The sequence below is a fragment of the Borrelia coriaceae genome (assembly GCF_023035295.1).
GTDB lineage: Bacteria > Spirochaetota > Spirochaetia > Borreliales > Borreliaceae > Borrelia > Borrelia coriaceae.
Map to the genome: position 1 here is coordinate 15,321 of NZ_CP075097.1, position 23,103 is coordinate 38,423.

The window sequence follows — 23,103 nt, forward strand, 5'->3', positions numbered from 1 at the left end:
TTTAATTAAGGGATGGGAATAGAGGAGGCACGTAATATATGAAAATAAATATTAAAAATATTAGAGTTAAAAGCATTTGTGCAACGTTGTTTATCTCTTTATTACTTTCTTGTAATAATTCAGGGGAGAATGCAGAAGCTGAGAATAGGTTGACTGAAGTACTAATGGACGTAGGTAGAAGTACTGAGAATGCTTTTTATTCTTTTATGTCTCTCGTATCAGATACATTAGGTTTTAGGGTAACTAAAGATACAACTAAGAAAGAAGATGTAGGAAAATATTTTAGCGATCTAGGGAAGAAACTTGGAGAAACAGCAGCAGAATTAGAAAAAGTAGCAAAAAAGTCAGAAGTAGAAGGAGCTACAGATGGACCAATGGCCTTAGCAATTAGAAGTGCAGTTGATACAGCTAAGGAAGTGCTAGGTACATTAAAAGGACATTTAGATTCTTTAGGAACAGTAGGTGATTCTAAGCCAGTAGGTGATGTAGAAACTAGTGCTAAAAAGGGAGTATCAACAGATGATAGTGCATTAAAGAATGTATATAATGCATTAAAGGGAATAGTAGAGATAGCTAAGACACAGCAAGTTAAGGATTTGATTTCAAGTAATGTAACATTGAAAAAGACTTCAATAGGAGTTGATGCAAAAGATGGAGCTAAAATATTAGGTACAGATCAAGCTCCAGGAACAGAAGTTGGATCTAAAGCAGCATTAATAGTATCAGCAGTAAGTGGAGAAGAGATGCTGGAATCAATAGTTGTATCAAAAGAAAGTGATGCAACTACAGGAGTCGCAAGCAATGCAGATGACGGTACGAGTGCGTTGGCATTTGCAAAAGGAGGACAAAGGGATCGAGTAGGAGGTGGCTCAGGTGATGCAAAGGCAGCAGCAGTAGCAGGAGGGATAGCCTTACGTTCATTAGTTAAGGCAGGTACATTGGCTTCAAATGGTTCAGATGATGAAAAAGCAGCACAAGCGGTAGGAGTAGCTGCAGCAAATAAGTTGTTAGTAGCAGTAAAAGATATAATCAAAAATACAGTAAAGAATGTGCTTGGAACAGCTAAACAAAAAATAGATGATGCAAGAAAAGCAAAACCAGATGATAATCAATCAATAAAATAGGATAATTAGATTAATTACTTAAAAGTGAGAGTAGAGGGCAAGCTTAGATATATATCTTAGGTTGCCTTTTTTTTTATTGTATTTAAGGTAAAAAGGGGCACTATAACTTATGAAAATAAATATTAAAAATATTAAAGTAAGAAGTATTTGTGCAACATTATTTATTTCTCTATTCCTTTCTTGTAATAATGGGATAGAAGAACTTCAAAATCAAAAGGATTCTATACTCTCTATATCTAATTTAAGACAAAACTTCTTAGATATTTTTACTTCTTTTTCTGATATGTTTACTGATGCTTTTGGTATTACTGCAACTACAACTAAAAAGGAAGTTGGTGAACAATTAGGTAAGCTTGGAAAAGCAGTTAGTGAAGTTAAAGATAAATTAAAAGAGCTTAAAGAAAATGAACAATTTAGTTTAATAAAAAAAGATAAAGCTGATGAAGAAATTACTAAGGTAATTAATACTTTAGAAAATATAGTTAATGGAGTAGATAAAATTAAGGACGCTACTGCTAATGCTGATGATACTGGTGGGGATAAGGATGCAAAGGCAGCAGATACAGGAAGTATAAAGAATCTTGTTGAAGGGATTAACTTTATTTATGGAGCAGCAAAGAAAACTGAGATTCCTTTAGAAGGAAAGGCTGTGAAAACTATTGAGGACTCTGGAGCAGTTGGAAAGTTATTTCATAATAACAGCACTGCTAATACACCAAATGTTGAAAATGCACTGAAAGGAGCTCAAAGAGCAGTTATTGCGGCAAACGGTGCAGATATATTGGCGGCAATTGAAGCAGTTAAGGGTAAAAGTAGTGGTCAGGCTGTTCAGATACAAAATGCAACAAATGCTTTTGAAATTGCTATTTCTACTGCCAGTGGTGCTAACGATCTTGGTAGTGATGTTAATACAAATGCATCAGCGATAGCAGCTGGTTTGGCATTAAGAGCTATGGCTCAGAGTGGTAAATTAGCTGCTCATTTCTGGTGGTGCGAAAGCAAAAGAAGTGAATTCAATATTAATAGGGTCAGTTTCTAAAATTGTAAATGAGATAGTTTCTATTATAAGAAGAACAGTTGATAAATGTTTAAAAGATGTTAGTGAGTGCATAAAAGAAAATTCTACCAGTGAAGTAAAACCTACAAATTAATATTAGTGTATCGATTTAATTGTCATATTTTATTAAGATTTTATAACTTTTGATATGCAGGAATATCTTGTAGGAATTCCTGCTTTTTGGATGTACTATGGTTAAGTAAGCGAAAAAGGCATTATGTATATAAGTAGTATTCAGAATATATATATATATATATATATATATCAGTATTTTTTATAGTGCTGTGCTAATAACTGTTGATAGTAAATTTCCTGGAGCTAGGGACCAATTAAAATTTAGTATAAAAATAATAATGTCATTTGAGGAAAACAGAGCTCTTATAAGAGAGTTGTTTTCCTTTTTGATATCTAATCTTTTTAAGTTAAAGGGTGGGAAAAAGGAGGCACGTAATATATGAAAATAAATATTAAAAATATTAAAGTAAGAAGTATTTGTGCAACATTATTTATCTCTTTATTCCTTTCTTGTAATAGTGGAGTAATAGAAGAACTTGAGAAGAGAAATACTTTCTTTGATTCTCTTGTCAATATAGGTCATGGGTTTCAAGAAATATTAGGTTCCTTTGGAAATACCGTAGGAGACGCATTAGGATTTAATGCTGTTAAATCTGGTGACCCAAAAAGTGCAGTAGGAAAACATTTTGAAAAAATAAAAAAAGGATTAGAAAATATTAAAGGTAAATTGGATGGTTTAACAAAGGATATAACTTCTACTCCCCATGCTGATACTACAGGAGTAGAGACTGTTATTAATAGTGCTAGTGACGTACTTACGAAATTAATTGATTCTGTAAGCAAACTTGCTGGCGTAACTAATGATAGTGACCCAATTGGTATTGCTAATTCTGGAGGTGCTCCTAGTGCAGCTGATAAAGCTGAAGTTGACACTGTAATTAAAAGTGTAAGTTCAATTATTGAAGTAGCAGAGGAGTCTGGAGTAAAGATTGAACCTGGAAATGCTGGGAGTGAAATAGCTAAGGCTTCTGCTCAAACTGATGCTATTGCTACCTTTGGGGGGCATAATAGTGGTCATGCTCAAGCTGGTGCAGGTGATAAGCTAGCAGTTGAAGTTTCAAAAGCAGATCCATGGGCAATAATTAATAAAATTAAGCATGCCATTGCTACTGTTGGTGCTAAGCTTAAAACTGATACTACTAATGAAGCTGGAGGACTAGCTGCTTCTAATGATAAAGCTGATAATACTGCTGGTGCCAAAAGTAATGCAGACTTAGCAGCAGCTGTGGCATTAAAGGCAATGATTAAAGGTGGTAAATTTAGTGCTGCTAGTGGTGATGAAGGAGCAGTTAAAGGCGCTGCCACAAGTGCGGTAAATAAGGTATTAGGAATACTTAATTTAATAATTAGGCAAACAGTAGAAAGCAATTTAGATAAGCTAAGGAAAGCAGTTAAGGAAATGAAATATTCAGAAGCTATTGGAACTAATTCTACACAATCTGGTACTGCTACTAAATAAATAATAAAAAGTAAGTAAACTAAATAATAAATTTATTTAAGGAAAACACTTTTCTATATGAGAGTAGTTTTCCTTTTTTATATGTTTAGCCTTTTTAGTTAAGGGAAAGGGAAGAAAGGAGGCACGTAATATATGAAAATAAATATTAAAAATATAAGAGTAAAAAGAATTTGTGCAACATTATTTATCTCTTTATTCCTTTCTTGTAATAATGGAATAGAAGAACTTGAAAAGAGAAATCAGTTTTTATCCTCTTTAGCTAATTTAGGTAATGACTTTTTATCTGTATTCACTTCTTTTGGGGATTCTCTTGGTGGTGTTTTAGGGTTTAAGGAAGGGTCTAAGAAATCAGATGTTGCTAACTACTTTAATAAAATTCAAGATACTGTACAAGGTACTAAAGATAAGCTTAATACAATTGTTGATAATATGAAGGCACAAGGAAATCTTAATGCTACTGCGGTAGAGAGTGCTGTAAAGACATTAATTGATAATACACTTAATAATATAATTGAAGGTGCAAAAACTGCTAGTGATGCTGTTGGTACTGATGACAAACCACTTGGTGATGTTGCTGATACTAATGGTGGCTCTAAGGGTGAGAGTGTTGATAGCTTAGTAAAGGGAATTAAAGATATAGTAGAAGTGGTGCTTGGGGTAAAAGAGGGAAATCCTGATGCAGGAGATGCTAAAACTTCTGTTGATGAGTCTAATGGTAATGCTGGTGCTTTAAGAGCTACTGCTGCAGCTGGTGCAGGTAAATTGTTTGGTAGTGATAGTGCAGGTGCTCCTGGTGATGCAGCTAAAGCAGCTAAAGATGCATCTAAAGCAGTGGGAGCGGTAACAGGTGCTGACATATTACAAGCTATTGCTAAAGGTGTTAGTGGCAAAGCAGCCGAGTTAGCTAAGAATGCTTCCGTGAATAGTAATGTCGCTGCTGCTGATGGAGCTAAAGATGCAGAAGTTGCAGGTGCTATTGCAATAAGAGCAATGACTAAAAATGGTAAATTCTCTGGGCCTACTGGTGGTGCTAAAGCTGATGTTTCTGCTGCAGTTAAAGGCGCAGCAATAAGTGCAGTAACTAAGGCATTAGATATTCTAACTATAGCAATAAGAAGAACAATTGATGAAGGGCTTAAGGCTGTTAAAGATGCTATGAAGCTTAATGCTGAAACTACTCCTGTAATTAGTGAAACTGGTAATGCTACTAAATAAATAATAGGAAGTGCATAAATTAAGTAATAAAATCATTTAAGGAAAATACTTTTCTATATGAGAAGCAGTTTTCCTTTTTTTATTTGTGTTTAGCCTCTTTAGTTAAAGAAAGGTAAAGGAGGCACGTAATATATGAAAATAAATATTAAAAGTATAAATATAAAAAGTATATGTGCAACATTATTTATCTCTCTATTCCTTTCTTGTAATAATGGGATAGAAGAACTTGAGAAGAAAAATCAGTTCTTATCTTCACTTGCTAATTTGGGTAATGACTTCTTATCTGTCTTTACTTCTTTTGGGGATTCACTTGGGAGTGTTTTAGGGTTTAATACTAAGACTACGAAGTCTGATGTTGGTAAGTACTTTAAGAATATAGAAAATAATTTAACAACAACTAAAACATCGCTTGAAAAAATTGTGTCTAATATGAAGGATAAAGGAAATCCTAATGCTACTGCAGCTGAGACTGCTGTTAACAAATTGGTTAAAGAAACTCTTGATAAGATAATTGAAGGAGCAAAAACGGCTAGTGAGGCTATTGGTATTACAGGTAATGACCTACTTGGTAATGTTGCTGCTCAAAGTCAAGGTGGTGTTGCTGGTACTGAGGTTGAGAAATTAATAAAGGGCATTAAAGATATAGTAGATATAGTGCTTAAAAATGATGAAGGCAATGCTGAAGCAGGAGATGAGAATAAGGCTGATGATATTGCTAGTGCAAGGGGTGCTAATGCTGGTGATGTAGGTAAATTATTTGCTACTGATACTAATATTGCTGCTAATGATAAAAAAGCAGCAGCTGATGCTTCTAAAGCAGTAGGGGCGGTAACTGGAGCTGACATATTACAAGCTATAGCTAAAGGTGCTAGTGGTGAGGCTGCCAAATTACCTAATCATAAAACTGTTGTTGGTAGTCTTAGTGTTACTTCTCCCAAAGATGCAGCAGTAGCAGGAGGTATAGCTTTAAGAGCGATGGTTAAGGATGGTAAGTTTGCCAATGGTAGTTCTAGTGTTGAGGAGTCAATTAGGAGAGCAGCAACAAGTTCAGTAACTAAAGCATTAGATACTCTAACTACTGCAGTAAGAAAGACAATTGATGAGGGATTTAAAATTGTTAGGGATGCAATGAAGATAAATATTAATGATACCCTTGCAACTAGTGAATCTGGTTCTAGTAAGTAAATAATCAGAGTTTAATAAAAATAAGCAAACTCAATAATAAAGTTATTTGAGGAAAGCACTTCTTATTAGGAGCTGTTTTCCTTTTTGTTATATCTAGTCTCTTTATTCAAGAATATGAAAGAATGAGGCACGTAATATATGAAAATAAATATTAAAAATATTAGGATAAAAAGTATTTGTGCAACGTTATTTATCTCTCTATTCCTTTCTTGTAATAATGCAGGACCAGAGCTTAGAGATGGGCAAGCAGCTACTGCTGATGGAGCAGTTATTGACTTAAGAAAGATAAGTGAAAAGATAGGCGAGGTTATTGCTTTTTCAGAAAGTGTTAAAGAAATAGAAGCTTTGATTAAGTCCATAGATGAGCTTGCTAAAGGTATTGGAAAGAAAATTCAGAGTTCAGATCTAGCGTCTGACAGTGATAAAAATAATTCATTGTTATCAGGAGTTTATAGTCTTGCATTAGATATAATCAAACGATCAAAAGCTTTACGAGTTTCAAACTCACTTCAGGGTAAAGGATTAGATACGAAAATTAGTGCGGTGACAACTTCAACTGAAACATTTGTAAGTACATTAAAGTCTAAAAACAGTGTTTTAGGAGTTTCTAGTGGAGCTGCTACTGATGATAATGCACAGAAAGCTATAGATAGAATTAAGCAATCAAGTGGAGAGAACGGGGCTTCTGAGCTTGTTAAAATAAACACCGCAATTGATGCTTTAGTAGATAGTACTCAGGGGATATTAAAATCTGTGGTGAAAGAACTTACAGCAACTTCTGATAAGGCGGAAACTATCAAAGTTAACTAAAGAATAAATTATATAAGTAATAATTCTAAGATTAGTTTTTAATTTAAAAACAATGAATTGTAAGAAATAAAGTCAATAAAGAAAGCTAAGAACACTATGCTCCTAGCTTTCTTTATTGACTTTATTCAAAGTTTGTACTAACTATTTTGTCACTTTACTTAAGGGATATAGTAAAAGGAAACATGCAATATATGAAAATAAATATTAAAAATATAAGATTAAAAAGTATTTGTGCAACATTGTTTATCTCTTTATTCTTTTCTTGTAATAGTGGAGTAATAGAAGAACTTGAGAAGCAAAGGGATTCTATACTCTCTATATCTAATTTAAGACAAGGTTTCTTAGATATTTTTGCTTCTTTTTCTGATATATATTACTAATACTTTTGGTATTAAAGCTGATACACCAAAGAGTGATATAGGGAAATATTTTACTGCTATTGAAAAAACTATGACATTAGTTAAGGAAAAGTTGCAAGCAGAAGTTGCTCAAAATGGTAATTATGTAAAAGTTAAAACAGTTATTGATAAATTTATCGCTGAGACATTAGACAAAATTTCAGAAGGAGCTAAGACAGCTGCTAGTGGTGCTACAGGTGATGGTAAGATTGGAGACGCTGTTGCAGGTCAGAATGCTATACCTGCAGATGCCAACAGTGTTAACGCACTTGTTAAAGGAGTTAAAACAATTGTTGACATAGTTTTAAAGAAAGGTGAAGGAGATGCAGGAGCTACTAAGACTGGAGATTCAGAGAAACAGTCAATTGGTAAGTTGTTTGGTCAAGGTAGTGGTGGTAGTGATGGTGATGAAACACATGCGGCTGCAGCAAGTGCGTCTATTGGAGCTGTAACAGGTACTGATATATTACAAGCTATAGCAAATTCTGGTGATACTACTTCTGCAGCTACTATTGCGACTGCAAAACATGCTGCTGACATTGCTGCTGCTAAACAAGAAACTAGTCAAATCATTACTACTACTGAAGCAAAGAAAGATGCAGTTATAGCAGCAGGAATAGCCTTAAGAGCTATAGCTAAGAGTGGTAAATTTACTGTTAAGATCGGTGAAGATAAATCTGCTAATGCAATAAATGGTGCAGCAGCTAATGCAGTAAATAAGGTATTAAGTACTCTTATAATTGCAATAAGAAATACTGTTGATAGTGGTTTAAAAACAATTAGTGAAACATTGGCAACAGTTAAACAAGGAAATGTGTCAGGAGACACAGGTGAATCTGGAGTTACTAAGTAGGTAAAAAGTAAAGTAAATTAAATAATAAAGTCGTTTAAGAGGAACATTTCTCTTTTGATTCAAGGAGGGTGTTTCTCTTTTATTTATATCTATGCTCTTGTTTTAAAGGGTGGAGAGGATGAAGCACGTAATATATGACTAGAAATATTAAATAATAGAATAAAAAGTATTTGTACAACATTATTTATCTCTTTATTCCTTGCTTGTAATAATGGGATAGAAGAACTTGAAAAGCAAAGGGATTCTATACTCTCTATATCTAATTTAAGACAAGGATTCTTAGATGTTTTTACTTCTTTTGGGGATACAATTGAGGGTGTTTTAACTTTTGATCCTAAGACTGCTAAAAAGTCTGAGGTTGGTAAGTACTTTAAGAATATAGAAGATAGTTTGACAACAACTAAGACAAAGCTTAATGAAATTGTTTCTAATATGAAAGATAAAGGCAATCCTAGTGCTATTGCGGTTGAGACTGCTGTAAATAATTTAGTTACTGAAAAACTTGATAAGATAATAAAAGGAGCTAAGGCTGTTAGTGATGCTATTGGTGTTTCAGTTGGCTCGATTGATGATGTTGCTCATGGTGGTGCTGCTGGTGTTGGTATTAAGGCTGATGAAGCTTCAGTTAAGTCTGTTATTGAAGGGATTTGCAATATTGTAGATATAGTACTTCAATGTAAAGGAGATGCTGAGGCGGGTGATGATAAGAAGACTGAAGATGGTAATTCTGCAAGAAGTACTAATGCTGGTGAGGCAGGGAAATTGTTTGCGAATGCTGCTGTTGGCAGTGCTACTGCAGCAAGGAAATCAGCAGCTGATGCAGTTAAAGCATTGGGGGCAGTAACAGGTGCTGATATTTTACGGGCCATTGCTCAAGGTTAGGGTGGTGATTCTGAGAAGTTAGCTAAGCATGATAATGCTGCCGGTCAGGTTAATATTAAGGCTAAGGGTGCAATTATAGCAGGAGGAATCGTACTGAGAGCAATAGCTAAGGGTGGTAAGTTTGCTAATCATTCCGCTAGTGATGCTGATGCGAAGAAAGCAATATCGGGTGCAGCAATAAGTGCAATAACTAAAGCATTAAACACTCTAGCAGTAGCAATAAGAAAAACATTTGATGCAGGACTTAAAACTGTTAAAGAAGCTATGAATATAAATATTAATAATACGTCTGTGATTGCTGATAATAGGACCCCTGAAACTGAAAAGTAAACAATCAGGATTAATACACTATAAATAATTAATAGAGTCATTTAAAAGAAACATGTTGCTTTCTATTTAGAGGGCATTGTTTCTTTTATATTTATATCTTGCCCCTTTGTTTAAAGAATAAGAGAAAAGGAGGCAAGTAATATACCTGAAGAAAAAAGTTGCTGATTCTAAAACAAAAACAGAAACTTTCTTAAATAAATTAAAAACCCAGCATTCTAATCTTGGAAAAAAGATGCTTCGGATACGCATGCAAAAAGTGCTATAGATGTAAAAGATAGTGGCTCTAAAGATAATGGAACAACAGAACTTATTGCTTTAAATCAATCAATTGATGCGTAGTTACAAATGGTTTGGTAGATGGAGCAATACGAAAACTTAAAACCCCTGATAAGGCATTAAATTCTAGTCAATCTTAATAAGTTAAGAGATAAGGGGGGGAAATTAATTTTAAAAGTTATAAGCTTTAGTATTTAATTTCAAAGTTAAATGACTGAAAAAATAAAGTCAATAAACAGTTAGGAGCATAATGCTCTTAGCTTTTTTTTCATTCCTCCAAAATTTTAACTATCTAGTTTCTTTAGTTGAAGGATAGGGAAAAGGAGGTACGTAATATATGAAAATAAATATTAAAAATATTAGAATAAAAAATATTTGTGCAATATTATTTATCTTTCTTTTCCTTTCTTGTAATAATTCTGGTGAGAGTGAAGTAGGAAAACTTCAGAAGGAAAAGGATTTCTTATACTCACTTGCTAATTTAGGTAATGACTTCTCAAATATCTTCACTTCTTTTGGGGATACAATTGGTAGTGTTTTAGGATTTAATGCTGAAACTAAGAAGTCTGAGGTTGCGGATTACTTTAAAAAGATTCAAACTACTATAGAAGGAACTAAGACAGCTTTTGAAAAACTTGTTGCTGATATGAAAGCTGCAAATAATCCTAATGCTGATGCTGTTGAAAAAGAAGTAGAAAAACTAGTTAGTGAAAAGCTTAATAATATAATAGAAGGTTCGAAAATCGCTTTTGGTGCTATTGATAGTGATGACGACCTACTTGGCAATATTGCTGCTGTTAGTGGTGCTGAGGCTGTCGGTAGTGAAGTTACTAAATTAATAGATGGAGTTAAAAATATAGTAAAAACTGGAACTGACGAGGCGGGAAAGTTGTTTGCTTCTGATAATGCTGGTACTGCTAGTAATGCAAAAAAATCAGCTGATATCCTACAAGCTATGATTGGTAGTGAGCCCATTGCTGCAGCTAAGTTACTTAAGGCTAAAGATGGCACTATAGCAGGAGCTATAGCATTGCGAGCAATGACTAAGGGCGGTAAATTTGCTAATGCTACTTCTAGTGATGGTGATTATGTTGCTGCGGTTAAAGGAGTAGCAGTGGGTGCAGTAACTAAAGCATTAAATACACTCACAATAGCAATAAGAAAAACAATTGATGAAGGACTTAATAAAAAAGTTAAAGATGTTATGAATATTACTCCTGAAACTATACCTGTAACTTATGATAGGAATACTCCTGAAACTAAAAAGTAAACAATTAGGATTAATACACTATTCATAATTAAATAATAGAGTCATTTAGGAGGAACATGTTGCTTTCTATTTAGAGTACATTGTTTCTCTTTTAATTTTATCTAGCCTCTTTTATTTAAAGGATGGGTTGAAAGGAGGCACGTAATATATGAAAATAAATATTAAAAATATAAATATAAAAAGTATTTGTGCAACATTATTTATCTCTTTATTTTTATTTATATCCTGTGGTAATGCAGGGCCTGTACCTAAAGAAGGTCAAGCAGCTACAGCTGATGGAACACTTATTAATTTAAAAGGAATAGGTGATAATATCAAAGGTGTTGTCGAATTTGTAATGAATATTGAAGAGGTAAAAAATCTGATTGTTGCCATAGATGAGCTTGCTAAAGGTATTGGAAAGAAAATTAATACTTCTGGTAGTGGTATTGAGGCTGATGGTAGTCACGGTAATAATAAAAATAATGGATTGATTGCAGGAGTTTATGAGATTGCATCACTGATAGAAACTAAGGCAAAAGGCTTGCAAGTCGGAGAATCCTTTAATGATAAAGAATTACAGACAAAAGTTGATATAGTTAAAAATAAGGCTGAAGCATTTAAATCTACGTTACGTTCTAGCCATTCTAATTTAGGTTCTGGTAGTGCTGTTACAGATATTAATGCTCAAAAAGCTATAGATAGGAAGTCTCATGGTAGTGATGGAACATACGGAGCAATACAACTTGCTGAATTATACGAAGCAGTTAATGCTTTAATGAGTACTGCTAACGAGGTATTAAAAGGGGTAATCGCACCTGCTAAAGAAGTATCCCCTGCTAACTAAGGGATAAGTGGTGTTAAATACATTATAATAAGATTTTTTTATTAAAAATTAAGTAACTGAAAAAATTAAGTCAATAAATGTAAAGCTAGGAGCTTGGTTTTCCTAGCTTTTGTTTTTATATTATCAAAGATTTTAGTTATTTAGACTTTTTATTTAAAGGATGGATAAAAGATGGCACGTAATATATGAAAATAAATATTAAAAATATTAAAGTAAGAAGTATTTGTGCAACATTATTTATCTCTCTATTTCTTTCTTGTAATAATGGAATAGTAGAAGAACTTGAGAAGGAAAAGACTTTCTTATCCTCACTAATGGATGTAGGTAGAAGTGCTGAGAATACTTATTACTCTTTTATGGAGTTGGTCTCAGATGTTTTGGGCTTTAATGTAACTAAAGAGACAACTGGGACTAAAGTAAAAGAATATTTTACAGGATTAGCAAGTGGGATAGAAAAAGCCATACAAGAATTAGTAAAAATTAAAAATAATACTGAGGAATTTGCTAAGGAGGAAACGGAATCAGCCTTCAATAAAACTATTGAAGGATTTAAGGATACATTGACAACATTGAAGGGCTATGTGGAGTCTTTAAAAGATATAGGTGATGCTAATCAAAAAGTAGGTGAAGTAGGTGGTTCCCAAAATGGAGCAGCAGCAGATACAGAAGAATTAAAGAAAGCCCTTAAGGCATTGAAAGGAATAGTAGATATAGCTAAGACACAAAAGGTTGAGGAACCTAAAAAAAATGATGTAGCAATATCCGATGCAAATTTAGTAGCGAATACTCCAAAAGATGGAGCAAGGGCTTTAGTTACAGGTAAGAATGCAGGAGCATCTGCGGGGCCAGGGGCAGCAGCAATAGTATCAGCAGTGAGTGGGGAAGCAATATTGGCAGCCATTGTTGCCGCTCAAGAAGATGATGCAAGTACAGGAGTACCGGGAGGCACTGCTAGTGCAAATACAAGTGCGGTGGCATTTGCAAAAGGGGGTACTGATCAAACTAACATAGCAAATGTTGCAGCTAAAGCATCAGCAGTAGCAGGAGGTATAGCACTACGTTCATTAGTTAAAACAGGTAAATTAGCTGCTAATGATGCCAATAATGATAAAGCAACAGTACAAGCAGCAGGAGTGGCAGCGGTAAATAAATTATTGGTAGCACTAGAAGATATAATTATTAAGACAGTCAAGAAGGTTCTTGAAAAAGCAAAAGAAAAGATAGATAAATCAAGAGATTCACAACAAAATCCAGTTTCACAACCAAGTAGGTAGGAATACAAATTAAGAAGATAAAATAATAAGGATATGCATAATTAAATAAAGTCATTAAAGGAAAACACTTCTTTTATAGGAGTAGTTTTCCTTTTTTAGTATCTAGCCTCTTTGTTTAAAGGGTAGGGAAGAATGAGTCACGTAGCTTATGAAAATAAATATTAAAAATATTAGAGTAAAAAGTATTTGTGCAACATTATTTATCTCTTTATTCCTTTCTTGTAATAGTGGAGTAATAGAAGAACTTGAGAAAAAAAATACTTTCTTTGATTCTCTTATCAAAATAGGTCATGGCTTTCAAGAAATATTCGGTTCTTTTGGGGATGCTTTTGGATTTAGTGCTTTTAAATCTGGTGATAAGAGAAGTGCAGTAGGTGCTCATTTTGAGAAAATAAAAATAGGATTAAAAGGTACTAAGGATAAATTGGATGAGTTTGCAACAAAAATATCTTCTATACCATATGCTGATACTACAATCGTTAAGGGTGAAATTAAAGGCGCAAATGATGTGTTTGATAAATTAATTGCTGCTCTCACTAAGCTTGCTGGTGCAACTAATGATAGTACTAATGACATTGGTAATACTGCTAGTGGTGCTAAAGCTGGTGTTGCTGATAAGCCTGAAGTTGAAGTGGTTATTGCAGGAGTTAAAGAAATAATTGATGCAGCAGTAAAATCTGGTGTACAGATTGAACAAGGTAAAGAAGGTAGTCCAGTGGGTAGTGCTTCAGGTGATGGTGCTACTGGTGTACTTGTTGGTAAAAATAATAGTTCTGCACCTGCTGCTAATGCAGGTTTTAAACTGGCAGATGAGGTGGCTAAAGCAGATCCATGGGCAATGATTGACAAAATTAAAGATGCTAATGCTGGAGCTGAGCTTTCTGCTACTTCTGAAGCAGGGGCACTAGCTACTAAAATTGATACTTCTAATACTGCTGGAGCAAAGACTAATGCAGACCTAGCAGCAGCTACTGCTCTTAAGGCCATGACTAAAGGTAGTGGCAAACTTACTGCTAATGGTGCTAATAATGAACCTGATGCAGTTAAAGCAGCAGGAGTAAGTGCTGTGAATAAGGTACTAGGGATACTTGATTTAATAATTAGAAAAACAGTGGCAAATAATTTAGAGAAAATAAAAGAAGCTGTTAAGAAAATAACATACTCTGAAACTGAGGGAACTAATGCTACAGAAGCTGGTACTGTTACTAAATAGATAACTAATCAAATTTAATAGAAAACAGATAAACTAAATGATAAAGTCATTAAGGGAAAATGTTTCTCTAAATGAGAGATGTTTTCCTTTTTTATATTTAGCCTCTGTAGTTAAGGAAAGGGGAATGAGGCACGTAATATATGACTAAAAATATTAAAAATATTAGATTAAAAAGAATTTGTGCAACATTGTTTATCTCTCTATTCCTTTCTTGTAATAATTCTGGTGAGGAATTAGAAAAACATCAAAATCAAAATAACTTCTTATCCTCGCTTGCTAATTTAGGTAATGACTTCTTATCTGTCTTCACTTATTTTGGGGATTCACTTGGTGGTGTTTTAGCTTTTGATAAGACTACTACAAAGTCTGAGGTTGGTAAATACTTTAAAAAGGTTCAAGATACTGTACAAGGAACTAAGGACGCTCTTAATAAAATTGTTGAGGATATGGAAAAAGAACATAATCGTAATGCTTCTGGAACAAAGGCTGCTGTAAAAACTTTAAATGAAAAACTTGATAAGATAATTGAAGGTGCTAAGATCGCTAGTGAGGCTATTGGTATTGATGGTACTGACCCAATTGCTAATGTTTCTGTTGGTGTAGGTGCTAAAGGTGAAGCTGCTAACTTAATCAAGGGAATTAAAGGTGGTATTGTAGAAGTGGTGCTTCAAGGTAAAGGAAATGCTGAAGCGGGTGATGGTAAAAAGGCTGAAGATGGTTCTGTTGACAGGGTTGCAAATGCTGGTGAAGCAGGAAAGTTATTTGGTAATTCTGGTGGTGGTGCTATTTCTGATGCTTCCAATGCAAAAAAGCAGCAGTGGATGCAGCAAAAGCTGTTTGAGCAGTAACAGGTGCTGATATATTACAAGCTATGGTTAAAGATAATGGAGCTGCTGCTAAATTGGCTAATAGTACTCCTACCAATGTTGCTGATGCTGCTGGAACTGGTGTTAAAGATGGGACTATAGCAGGAGGTATTGCACTACAAGCAATGGCTAAGGGTGGTAAATTTGCTAATAGTAGTGATGGTGATGCCCATTGCAAAGGAAGCAATAAAAAACTTAACTGTAAGTGCAGTAACTAAGACATTAGGTACATTAACTGTTGCAATAAGAAAAATAATTGATGCAGGACTTAAAGAAATTAAAAAAGCTATGGAATATAAACGCTAATGATATTTCTGTTACTGTTGAAGCTAGGACTGTTACTAAATAAATGATTAATTTTTAAATTAAATAATAAAGTCATTTAAGGGGAAACACTTCTTTTATGGAAGGTGGTTCCTTTTGTTGTATTATGAGATTAGTTTTGTTTAGTATATGGGTAAGATTACTTGGAAAGTAAACACAATTTTAATATTTATTTTTAGAATTGAAATTGTATTTCATTGGTTACAGGGCCTAAATTAAGATTATGTTTTTTTGTTATATATGGAAATATAGTTTTGTAGTACTTTTATAGAGATAAGGTACGATATATTGTATGATTTTGTGTATTTATTTGATATTTAACATAAAGGGTGTATATTTACCAATAATTGTTGTATTTCAAAATTGATATTTGATAATTAATTTGCTATTCCCGGAGGGAAGTATGAATAGAAATGTTTTGGCAATATGTATGTTAGCACTAATGTGTTTTATATCATGTGATATAAACGCCTTAAATGAATTATTAGGTAAATCAAAAGAAAAGTTTTTAGAAGAAAACATAAGGATAAAGGATTTAAAATCTAAAAAAGAAAGTCAAGAAGTTGTAAAAAAACAAGTTGGTGATATAGATAATACTAAGGCTTTGGATAAAGGCCTTTCTAATCTTGTTGCAGTTAAGGAAGACAGTATTAATGCTAATGGAAAGGATAATATAATTGTTGAGGATGAAACCAAAGGTTTTCAATGGTGGGATGGAAGCAATGAAAAGACTTGGGAAAATCTTGATAAAATGTATATTGAGGCTAGGGCTAGGGTTAAAAGTTGTTACGATATTTGGATGAATGCTATTGCAACTTGTCATGATGCTGATAAAGCTTTATATCAGGCTATTTCCGAGCTTAATAAAGTTGGTGAAAGAAGTGTTAATATCATTAATGGGAAGGATGTAATCTTTGCGGCGGAAAAAAAAGTGGATGCAGCTGTTGAAGTTTTGAAAAGAGCTGAAAAAGCAGAGGAAAAAGCTAATGAGGATCGTAAAGCAGCGGATGTTTACCTAAGTAAGGTTGAAGCAACCATTGAAGTTTTTAGAAACTTTTTGATAGATCATGAGGGTGTTAAAGAAAGTCAGATGTATGATTAAGGATTGGTGAAATAAGTTATAAAGTGTTTATCCCTTAAAAATAAAGATTATTTTTAAGGGATAAACGAATCTAAATTTGGGTAACTATATTGTTTTCTATTAAGATTCTAATAATTTTATAGTTCCATTTATGGTTGAATGTGGTGTTTGGGATTTAATATAGGGAAGGCTTATATGATTATTAGGGTGGCAATTTTTGGTAGTAATAAAATGTTTTTGAATTCTATTAACTAATAAAGGAATACTTTTTTTTCTATCTATAACCCGATAAGATCGGTCTTCTAATGACACAGCGCCTTCAACAGCACCTTCAAGCAATTATGATTTATATTTTTTAATAAAATAATCTTTAAGCATTCTATATGCAAAATCATAAAGGAGCATAAAAAATTTACTTATCATAATTTATGTCCTCAACGCTTCTTAATGCATCAAAACATTTTTTTAATTCTTGCTTAAATGCACGTTTGATTTTAAATTGCTCTTTAAATAAAAGTGCTTCTAATTCCCCTATCATTTCTTTAATGTGTGAATCTAACTTTTCAATATCTTTTTTAAGGCTTTCTTTTAAGAAACTCTTTAATGATTCAAATTCACTCTTAAGTCGTCCTTCAGCTTCAACACGTAATTCACCCATCATCTCTTTTTTAAATTCAACTAAAAAACCCTTAAATGCGTAAGTTCCAATCCAAGAAACACACACAAATAATGCAGTTGAAATACTTCCAATAATATTAATATGCTTTTTAATTCCATTAGACAATTAAATACTCTCCTTTATTTAATAGGCCTTTAAGACTTGAATGATAAGCAAAAATACTTCACCTTTCCTCACCTTTACTAAAGCTCACAAAAGCAAAGTAATTTGCCCCTATCTTCGGAAATATTATCAATACTGTAGTACAGTAGTACTACAAACTACATAACCATGATATTAACACTATATATAATAAATAGGTAAATATCAATAATTTTGACAAAACAATTTTATTGATTATTTATCATTGTTAATGAAATACACATTTCATCATAGATAAGCTTTTCCTATGCTAAAATATAAAAAAATAATCGGAGGAAATATTATCATGATAAAAATAAGTGAAGTCAAACTATATAAAGTAGGAGAAGTAGTCAAAATATTAAAAGAAAATTTTAAATATGAGACAAATAATCAAATACTTTGCAGAAAGGCAGTAACGTTAAATGCATATGTTACATATAATAGGATAAGATACATTCCAGAAGACATAATCTGCAATCTAACCACAAACATAAGAAAAAGAGACATAAAAAAAAACATTGAAGAAATTATTGAAAAAAAAAGAGAAAATATAATAGAAAGGATAAGAATATACGATCAAAGGTATGGAATACCACCAATTATAGCAATAAAAAATATTAAAAGTCATAGTCCAAACACAAACACAATTGTACAAGCGATCTTACAACTAAAAGAAGAGATATCAAAACAACAAGAAGAGATATCAAAACAACAAGAAGAGATATCAAAACAACAAGAAGAAATACAAAAAATACAAGAAGAACTCAAAGAAAAAAACAAGGAAATAACGAAACAACAAGAAGAAATACAAAAAATACAAGAAGAACTCAAAGAAAAAAACAAGGAAATAACGAAACAACAAGAAGAAATACAAAACATAAAAAAACAATCTCAAGAAACAATACAAATAAATATGCTCAAAGAAGTAAAAGCTACATTAAATCATTTGGTTTATAAAGAATCAAACAAAAATTAGTATGATTTATCTAAAAAGTACAAACGACCTTGGTAGCTCAACCTCAATATTTAACAAAATAGCAATAAAGTCTATTTTATTGACAACCATATTAGATTGATCTAAACTTAGTATAAGATGATAACAAATATTAAAATCTTTTATTATATATATTGGTTTACTAAAGTCGTTTCCAAGGTGTTTGGGGGGATAAGAGAATGGTGCATAAAAAAAATCACCTCGACTTTAAGTCTAGTCAAGAGTGAATTATTTATATATAATAAATATATAAATTTCCAAAGCTTCATGAAACCATGAAAATTTAAACTTTGGAATACAAAATAACACGTACGAATAGTTTAACAAAAAAGACAACAAATTTCAATTCAAATAATACCAAAGACCAAATAAAGTCAATACTAAAATCACTTGTAGAATTAAATAAAGATAAAACATCTGCTGATACTAAATTTATCCGTGTATCACAAGTTAAATATCAAATAAACAGAATGTTAAGACGCAAGCTGCGCTTGTATAAAATCTACTGGATAATAGATATAAAGAATGCAAAATATAGGAAGTCGTGTGGAGTAGAAGAATACTCAGCACGTGATATATATAATGTAGTAATCAAGATGCTGAAAAATGATGGACAAAAGACAGTATGTAAAAGAACAATTGAAAGAGATATAAAACTCTTAAATGAAATGGGACTCTTAGAATCTAAAATTATAAGATTTGGTGAAAATAAGGGAAGCATGTCTTTTTATAAACAAAATATGCAGTTAGCACATTTACATAAAGACATAACCTTTAAATACCTTTTACATTTACTAAAGACAAGTTTAAGTGATAAAAAAATTGTTGGTAATTTTGATGACTCATTAGAAGAAAGCAATTTTAATTACACAAACCTTAAAAAATTTGGAATCCTGTCTGAAATAGATGAAATGAATAAGAAAAGTGTAATGTCGCATCGTGTCGACCCTCATGCTTTTAATAATAAAGCTAATATAAGCAATAATAAGAATTCTAAAGAATTGCTTTTTAAGAATACTGATTCGAGTAAACCAAAAAAAGAAGAGTGTAGATTTAAAAGGAATGATGTAGAGACAAGGTTAACTTGTGAACATAAAATTAGTAAAAATTATCTAAAGCAAATAAAAGAACACAGTAACAACGATGCAACGTACATCAATGCCCTAATCAATCTAGAGACTGCAATAGATGAGTACCAAAGTGAATATTACATAGAAGATATTTTAGAACATTTCTTAAAACAGTTTGGTAATAGGTACAAGTATAAGATTTGGATGATGATGAGGCGTAGTGATGGAGTTATTAGCGATTATGATCTTATTTGGGAAGGTAGGTTTAGGGATTGGTATCCCAATAAGTACAAGAGTAATTGTGCGGTTAAAGAGACTTATGGAGATAATTTACGAATAGGAATTAAAAAAGCATCTGTTATTAAGGAGAAAAAGGCTAAAGAGCAGTTAAATGTAGAAGAATTAAAAGAAAAAGAGATAGAAAAAGAAAAAGAAAGAGAAGAGGAAAGAAAACGAGAAGCTGATAGGCTTCAAAAATATTTAACTGGGTTATTTGAAAGAGAAGCAAAAGAAAGAGAAGAGCGACTTAGGAAGGCAAGAGAAGAAGAATTGAATTTAAAAAAGAAAGCTAGAGAAAGCATGCTTGCTACTTTGGAAAAGAGTAAGGAAAGGTGTGTTGGGTTGGATATATCAAATAATGGTATGGATAAGATGATAGATGCTAGTTCAAATGAGGATGCTATGGTTAAATTTGCAATTAGGGATGAGTTTGGTGGCTTTAAAACTACTAAGGGGCTAAGTATGGTGAATTTGGGAATAATGATTGAAGATATGGGCCAAAATGATAATTTAAAAGAAAAGGAGAGTAAATGAGATTTAATTTAAAATATTTAGCAAGAAGATTATATATAAAAAGGCATAGATTTTGGAATACTTACATGAGCCGTGAAGTACAATCTAAAAGGACAGATAAGACAATAATTAACTTTCCAATACTTAGTTCTCAAGATATTGACTATGAGTATGTATATGCATATCTTAAGGATTGGGTATCAAAGAAATATAGAGCTGGTCATGGAATTATAATTAATAGAGTTGGTGATAATTATGAATGTGAAACAATCCAAGGTGCTTTGATGAGTAATATTTTGGATATGATTTTTGAGGATTATAAGGAATTATTTCTTGGTAGTTTGGAAAGGGAGTCTGTTGATAGTAAAGGTAAGGTTGGTGGCATTGAACCTGTTGATGTGTTAGAGGGTAAAGGTGAAATACCTTTTGAAAGGTTACAAGGGAAGCAAAGTAAAGGATTTAAGAAGGGCAAGATAACAATTGCGTAGAGTTGATGCTATTATGATTTAAGTGAATTGCTAGTTTATGACCAAAGGTTATAGAACTTGAGTAATTCACTTAAGTATTAAGGCTATAAATCCTCCGAGAATTGTTAACCATAATGCAAAAGTTAAACCAAATATCCACTTGTTATTCTTCTCTAGGTTGGATATATCTTTTCTAACAATAGAGATTTCATTGCTAACGTATGATTTTAATTCATTTCTAACAGTATCAATTTTATTATCAATGTCTTTAATATCAGCTTTTAGTTCATTTCTAACATTATTAATTTTATTATCAAGCTCATTAAATTTATTGTCAATTTTGTTATTTAAATTATTTTCAACGTTTTCAATTTTATTGTCAAGTTCATTGAATTTATTATCAATTTTATTATCAAGGTCTTTAATATCAGATTTAAGTTCATTTTTAACAGACATTATGTCAGATTTTAATTCCATTTTAATCAGTTCAAGATCTTTAAAAGTAAGCTCGTTGTGATAATATCTGTAAGACAGATCGTCAGCAATGTCCCTGTTAATACCGGCTTTAATAAGTTCATTTAAGACCATTTGTCTTGTAATTCCTATTGTTTGAGGAAGTCCCATGATAATTTCCTTAATATATATTATACAGTATTTTAAGGGATGATAGAATGAGTTTTGAAGTGTATGATATAGGAAAGGTTTGTCTGAAGTTTAATGTAAAAAAATATTAGAGAATAGCTGATGTTGAATTCTATTGGTATATTTATAGTTAATGCCAAGTTTTTTGAGGTGTAGATTAATATAAGACTTTAGAGTACGTAAATTTTTATTTGATGTGTGCTCAAGGAAGAAGTTTTCGACTAGTGTAGCAATAGTAGCTAAAGTTTGATTAGAATTGTTTTTATAGTGATTTAGGTTATTTTTATTAAGTTTTAGTAAATAGAATGACTTAATATATTTTATCTTGTCATATAAGTTTAGTATGCAAGGTTTACGCTCTAGTATGATATTGTGAGTATGATTGTAGGAGATATTGTTTAGCGTGGCTTTAGACTTAATAATTAAAGAATGAATTAATTGTATTTGTTTGGTAGTGATACGAAAGTTGAATATATGTTTTGCAATGTAATTAATTTTGTATGTATGAATAGAAGTTAATTTATGTTTATCTAAATTTCTAATACAATTAGCAATATCGTTGGAATTGAATAAAGAATATTGTTCAAATTGTAAGCCATTACTTAAAGCATAAAGTATAATATTTTTTTTAAAATTATAAGGAGTTTTAATATTTGGGTCTTTTAGATGAGTTAAGGGTATGCCTGAAGCCATGATGATACCAAGTAAATTGTGAATAGTACTAGAAGAATGTATAAGATGTTTGCTAAGTAAAATAAATTCGTCGGGATTAATTTTATAAATAGTAGTAATAGGAGTTTTTCTATTAAAAAATTTTTTTAGTGAAAACATTATGTAGTATTTATTGTGTGTATGTCTGTGTTATAGATATTGTCTAAGTAGTTGTGATTTATTGTTCTATGATTTCTTGCATGTACTAATAGTTTTATTATGTTAAAATATAGATGTGTAACTAGTTTGTGTAGTTCTGAGAATTTAAGCATGAATTTGTTGAAATTATTGTTTATATCATTGTGTTCAAGTATATTGATTGTTGAGAAGTATTTTTGTCTTATTTTGTCATATATGTCTTTTATTTTTTCATCAGTGTTTTTATATTTATTGTAATGTTTGATTTTTTTATCTTTTATAAGATAATATAATGTTCCGATTTCTTCATGTGCTTCGCTAAACATTGAATTTAAGTCGCCTATTTCATATATGAGATAAGCTGCTTGGTCAGGGTTTTGATTTTTGAGAGCTTTGATGAATTTGTAGGATTTTTCAAATAGAGGTTTGTGTTCTTTAGGTACTACATCAGCATCTTTTTCCATTGGACTGCAAAGGCTTGTAGTGAAGTGGTGTTGGAAGTAATATGCAAGTTCTTTATCAGGTGTAGATTTAATGTTTTCGATTGATTCTGTAAAATATTTTCCTATGTTTTTCAAGTTATTAAAATTGGTTTTCCAGTCTTTGACACGTATTAATTTTCTTTTGAAATAGCTGTACTTGTCGCGTTTGTAATATTCTTCTTCGGATATAGCGAAGATATTAACTAAAGGAATTAAGAATAATAGAATTTTTAACATTGTTTAACCTTTAATAAAATGATACTTTAATTAAGGAAGAAAGGCAAGTGTATGAATATAACTATTAATTTTTTTGGTGTCAACTATTGAGCTTTTTTGGACAACTTTTAAGTATTGAGAGAGAGGCGAGATCAACTATTACATTTTTAGTATGAACTATTGAGTTATTGTATATAACTATTTAGTTTTGAGGCTCAACTATTATAGGGTGCCGTCGGCGAAATACTCTGTACTAATAACAAATTATATA

At 31.9% G+C, this 23,103-nt stretch carries 19 protein-coding genes and 4 pseudogenes; 19 read left to right on the plus strand and 4 right to left on the minus strand.

Features of this window, described 5'->3' with window-relative positions:
• Positions 1-38 precede the first annotated feature (38 nt).
• The 16 genes and pseudogenes from bcCo53_RS08140 to bcCo53_RS08205 all read left to right on the plus strand — a co-directional run bounded on the left by bcCo53_RS08140 (position 39) and on the right by bcCo53_RS08205 (position 16,539).
• Positions 39-1,124, plus strand: coding sequence for a variable large family protein (locus bcCo53_RS08140; protein ID WP_025408584.1), 1,086 nt, complete (start codon positions 39-41; stop codon positions 1,122-1,124).
• 109 nt (positions 1,125-1,233) lie between these two features.
• The gene (locus bcCo53_RS08145) at positions 1,234-2,163 is read left to right on the plus strand and encodes a variable large family protein (protein ID WP_051428610.1); all 930 of its coding nucleotides are present in this window, start codon (positions 1,234-1,236) and stop codon (positions 2,161-2,163) included.
• On the plus strand, positions 2,132-2,275 hold the full coding sequence (locus tag bcCo53_RS08950; protein WP_162146533.1) for a variable large family protein: 144 nt from the start codon (positions 2,132-2,134) through the stop codon (positions 2,273-2,275). Before bcCo53_RS08145 ends, bcCo53_RS08950 begins: the two co-directional genes overlap by 32 nt.
• Before the next feature lie 360 nt (positions 2,276-2,635).
• Positions 2,636-3,715, plus strand: coding sequence for a variable large family protein (locus bcCo53_RS08150; RefSeq protein WP_025408583.1), 1,080 nt, complete (start codon positions 2,636-2,638; stop codon positions 3,713-3,715).
• 132 nt (positions 3,716-3,847) lie between these two features.
• Positions 3,848-4,930: a variable large family protein gene (locus bcCo53_RS08155; RefSeq protein ID WP_025408582.1), complete on the plus strand. Its 1,083-nt coding sequence runs from the start codon at positions 3,848-3,850 to the stop codon at positions 4,928-4,930.
• 132 nt (positions 4,931-5,062) lie between these two features.
• Positions 5,063-6,115 carry a variable large family protein gene (locus tag bcCo53_RS08160; RefSeq protein WP_025408581.1) on the plus strand — a complete coding sequence of 351 codons (1,053 nt, stop codon included), beginning with the start codon at positions 5,063-5,065 and terminating at the stop codon, positions 6,113-6,115.
• A gap of 138 nt (positions 6,116-6,253) precedes the next feature.
• Positions 6,254-6,925: a Vsp/OspC family lipoprotein gene (locus tag bcCo53_RS08165; RefSeq protein ID WP_025408580.1), complete on the plus strand. Its 672-nt coding sequence runs from the start codon at positions 6,254-6,256 to the stop codon at positions 6,923-6,925.
• A 191-nt stretch (positions 6,926-7,116) separates the two neighbouring features.
• A pseudogene (locus tag bcCo53_RS08170) lies at positions 7,117-8,176 on the plus strand (variable large family protein).
• A 144-nt stretch (positions 8,177-8,320) separates the two neighbouring features.
• A pseudogene (locus bcCo53_RS08175) lies at positions 8,321-9,388 on the plus strand (variable large family protein).
• A 237-nt stretch (positions 9,389-9,625) separates the two neighbouring features.
• Positions 9,626-9,727, plus strand: a pseudogene (locus bcCo53_RS08955) (Vsp/OspC family lipoprotein); the annotation flags it as partial.
• 274 nt (positions 9,728-10,001) lie between these two features.
• On the plus strand, positions 10,002-10,934 hold the full coding sequence (locus bcCo53_RS08180; RefSeq protein ID WP_051428609.1) for a variable large family protein: 933 nt from the start codon (positions 10,002-10,004) through the stop codon (positions 10,932-10,934).
• Positions 10,935-11,082: 148 nt separating this feature from the next.
• A complete protein-coding gene (locus tag bcCo53_RS08185; protein WP_025408577.1) occupies positions 11,083-11,760 on the plus strand; it encodes a Vsp/OspC family lipoprotein in 678 nt (225 codons plus the stop codon).
• Positions 11,761-11,945: 185 nt separating this feature from the next.
• Complete coding sequence (locus tag bcCo53_RS08190) at positions 11,946-13,034, plus strand: variable large family protein (RefSeq protein ID WP_025408576.1); 1,089 nt, start codon at positions 11,946-11,948, stop codon at positions 13,032-13,034.
• 148 nt (positions 13,035-13,182) lie between these two features.
• On the plus strand, positions 13,183-14,247 hold the full coding sequence (locus tag bcCo53_RS08195; protein ID WP_025408575.1) for a variable large family protein: 1,065 nt from the start codon (positions 13,183-13,185) through the stop codon (positions 14,245-14,247).
• A gap of 140 nt (positions 14,248-14,387) precedes the next feature.
• Positions 14,388-15,462, plus strand: a pseudogene (locus bcCo53_RS08200) (variable large family protein).
• Between the two features lie 378 nt (positions 15,463-15,840).
• The gene (locus bcCo53_RS08205) at positions 15,841-16,539 is read left to right on the plus strand and encodes a hypothetical protein (RefSeq protein WP_025408574.1); all 699 of its coding nucleotides are present in this window, start codon (positions 15,841-15,843) and stop codon (positions 16,537-16,539) included.
• A 391-nt stretch (positions 16,540-16,930) separates the two neighbouring features.
• Here the strand turns inward: bcCo53_RS08205 and bcCo53_RS08210 are convergent, their stop codons facing one another.
• Positions 16,931-17,302 (minus strand): CCDC90 family protein, encoded by a 372-nt coding sequence (locus bcCo53_RS08210; RefSeq protein ID WP_025408573.1) that lies wholly within the window; start codon positions 17,300-17,302, stop codon positions 16,931-16,933.
• Positions 17,303-17,624: 322 nt separating this feature from the next.
• Between bcCo53_RS08210 and bcCo53_RS08215 the strand changes: the two genes are divergently transcribed.
• The 3 genes from bcCo53_RS08215 (at position 17,625) to bcCo53_RS08225 (ending at position 20,664) form a co-directional block, all read left to right on the plus strand.
• Positions 17,625-18,296, plus strand: a complete 672-nt coding sequence (locus tag bcCo53_RS08215; RefSeq protein WP_025408572.1) for a coiled-coil domain-containing protein — start codon at positions 17,625-17,627, stop codon at positions 18,294-18,296.
• Between the two features lie 308 nt (positions 18,297-18,604).
• The gene (locus bcCo53_RS08220; protein WP_025408571.1) at positions 18,605-20,197 is read left to right on the plus strand and encodes a plasmid maintenance protein; all 1,593 of its coding nucleotides are present in this window, start codon (positions 18,605-18,607) and stop codon (positions 20,195-20,197) included.
• Positions 20,198-20,262: 65 nt separating this feature from the next.
• Positions 20,263-20,664, plus strand: a complete 402-nt coding sequence (locus bcCo53_RS08225) for a hypothetical protein (RefSeq protein WP_197538494.1) — start codon at positions 20,263-20,265, stop codon at positions 20,662-20,664.
• 66 nt (positions 20,665-20,730) lie between these two features.
• On the opposite strand, the gene bdr is transcribed toward bcCo53_RS08225, so the two are convergent.
• From bdr to bcCo53_RS08240, 3 genes are all read right to left on the minus strand, one after another.
• Positions 20,731-21,267, minus strand: coding sequence for a Bdr family repetitive protein (gene bdr, locus bcCo53_RS08230; RefSeq protein ID WP_025408569.1), 537 nt, complete (start codon positions 21,265-21,267; stop codon positions 20,731-20,733).
• A gap of 90 nt (positions 21,268-21,357) precedes the next feature.
• Entirely contained in the window at positions 21,358-22,116 is a 759-nt protein-coding gene (locus tag bcCo53_RS08235) for a hypothetical protein (RefSeq protein ID WP_246938474.1), read from the minus strand.
• Positions 22,116-22,853: a hypothetical protein gene (locus bcCo53_RS08240; RefSeq protein ID WP_246938475.1), complete on the minus strand. Its 738-nt coding sequence runs from the start codon at positions 22,851-22,853 to the stop codon at positions 22,116-22,118. The genes bcCo53_RS08235 and bcCo53_RS08240 overlap by 1 nt, the downstream gene beginning before the upstream one ends.
• Positions 22,854-23,103 lie beyond the last annotated feature (250 nt).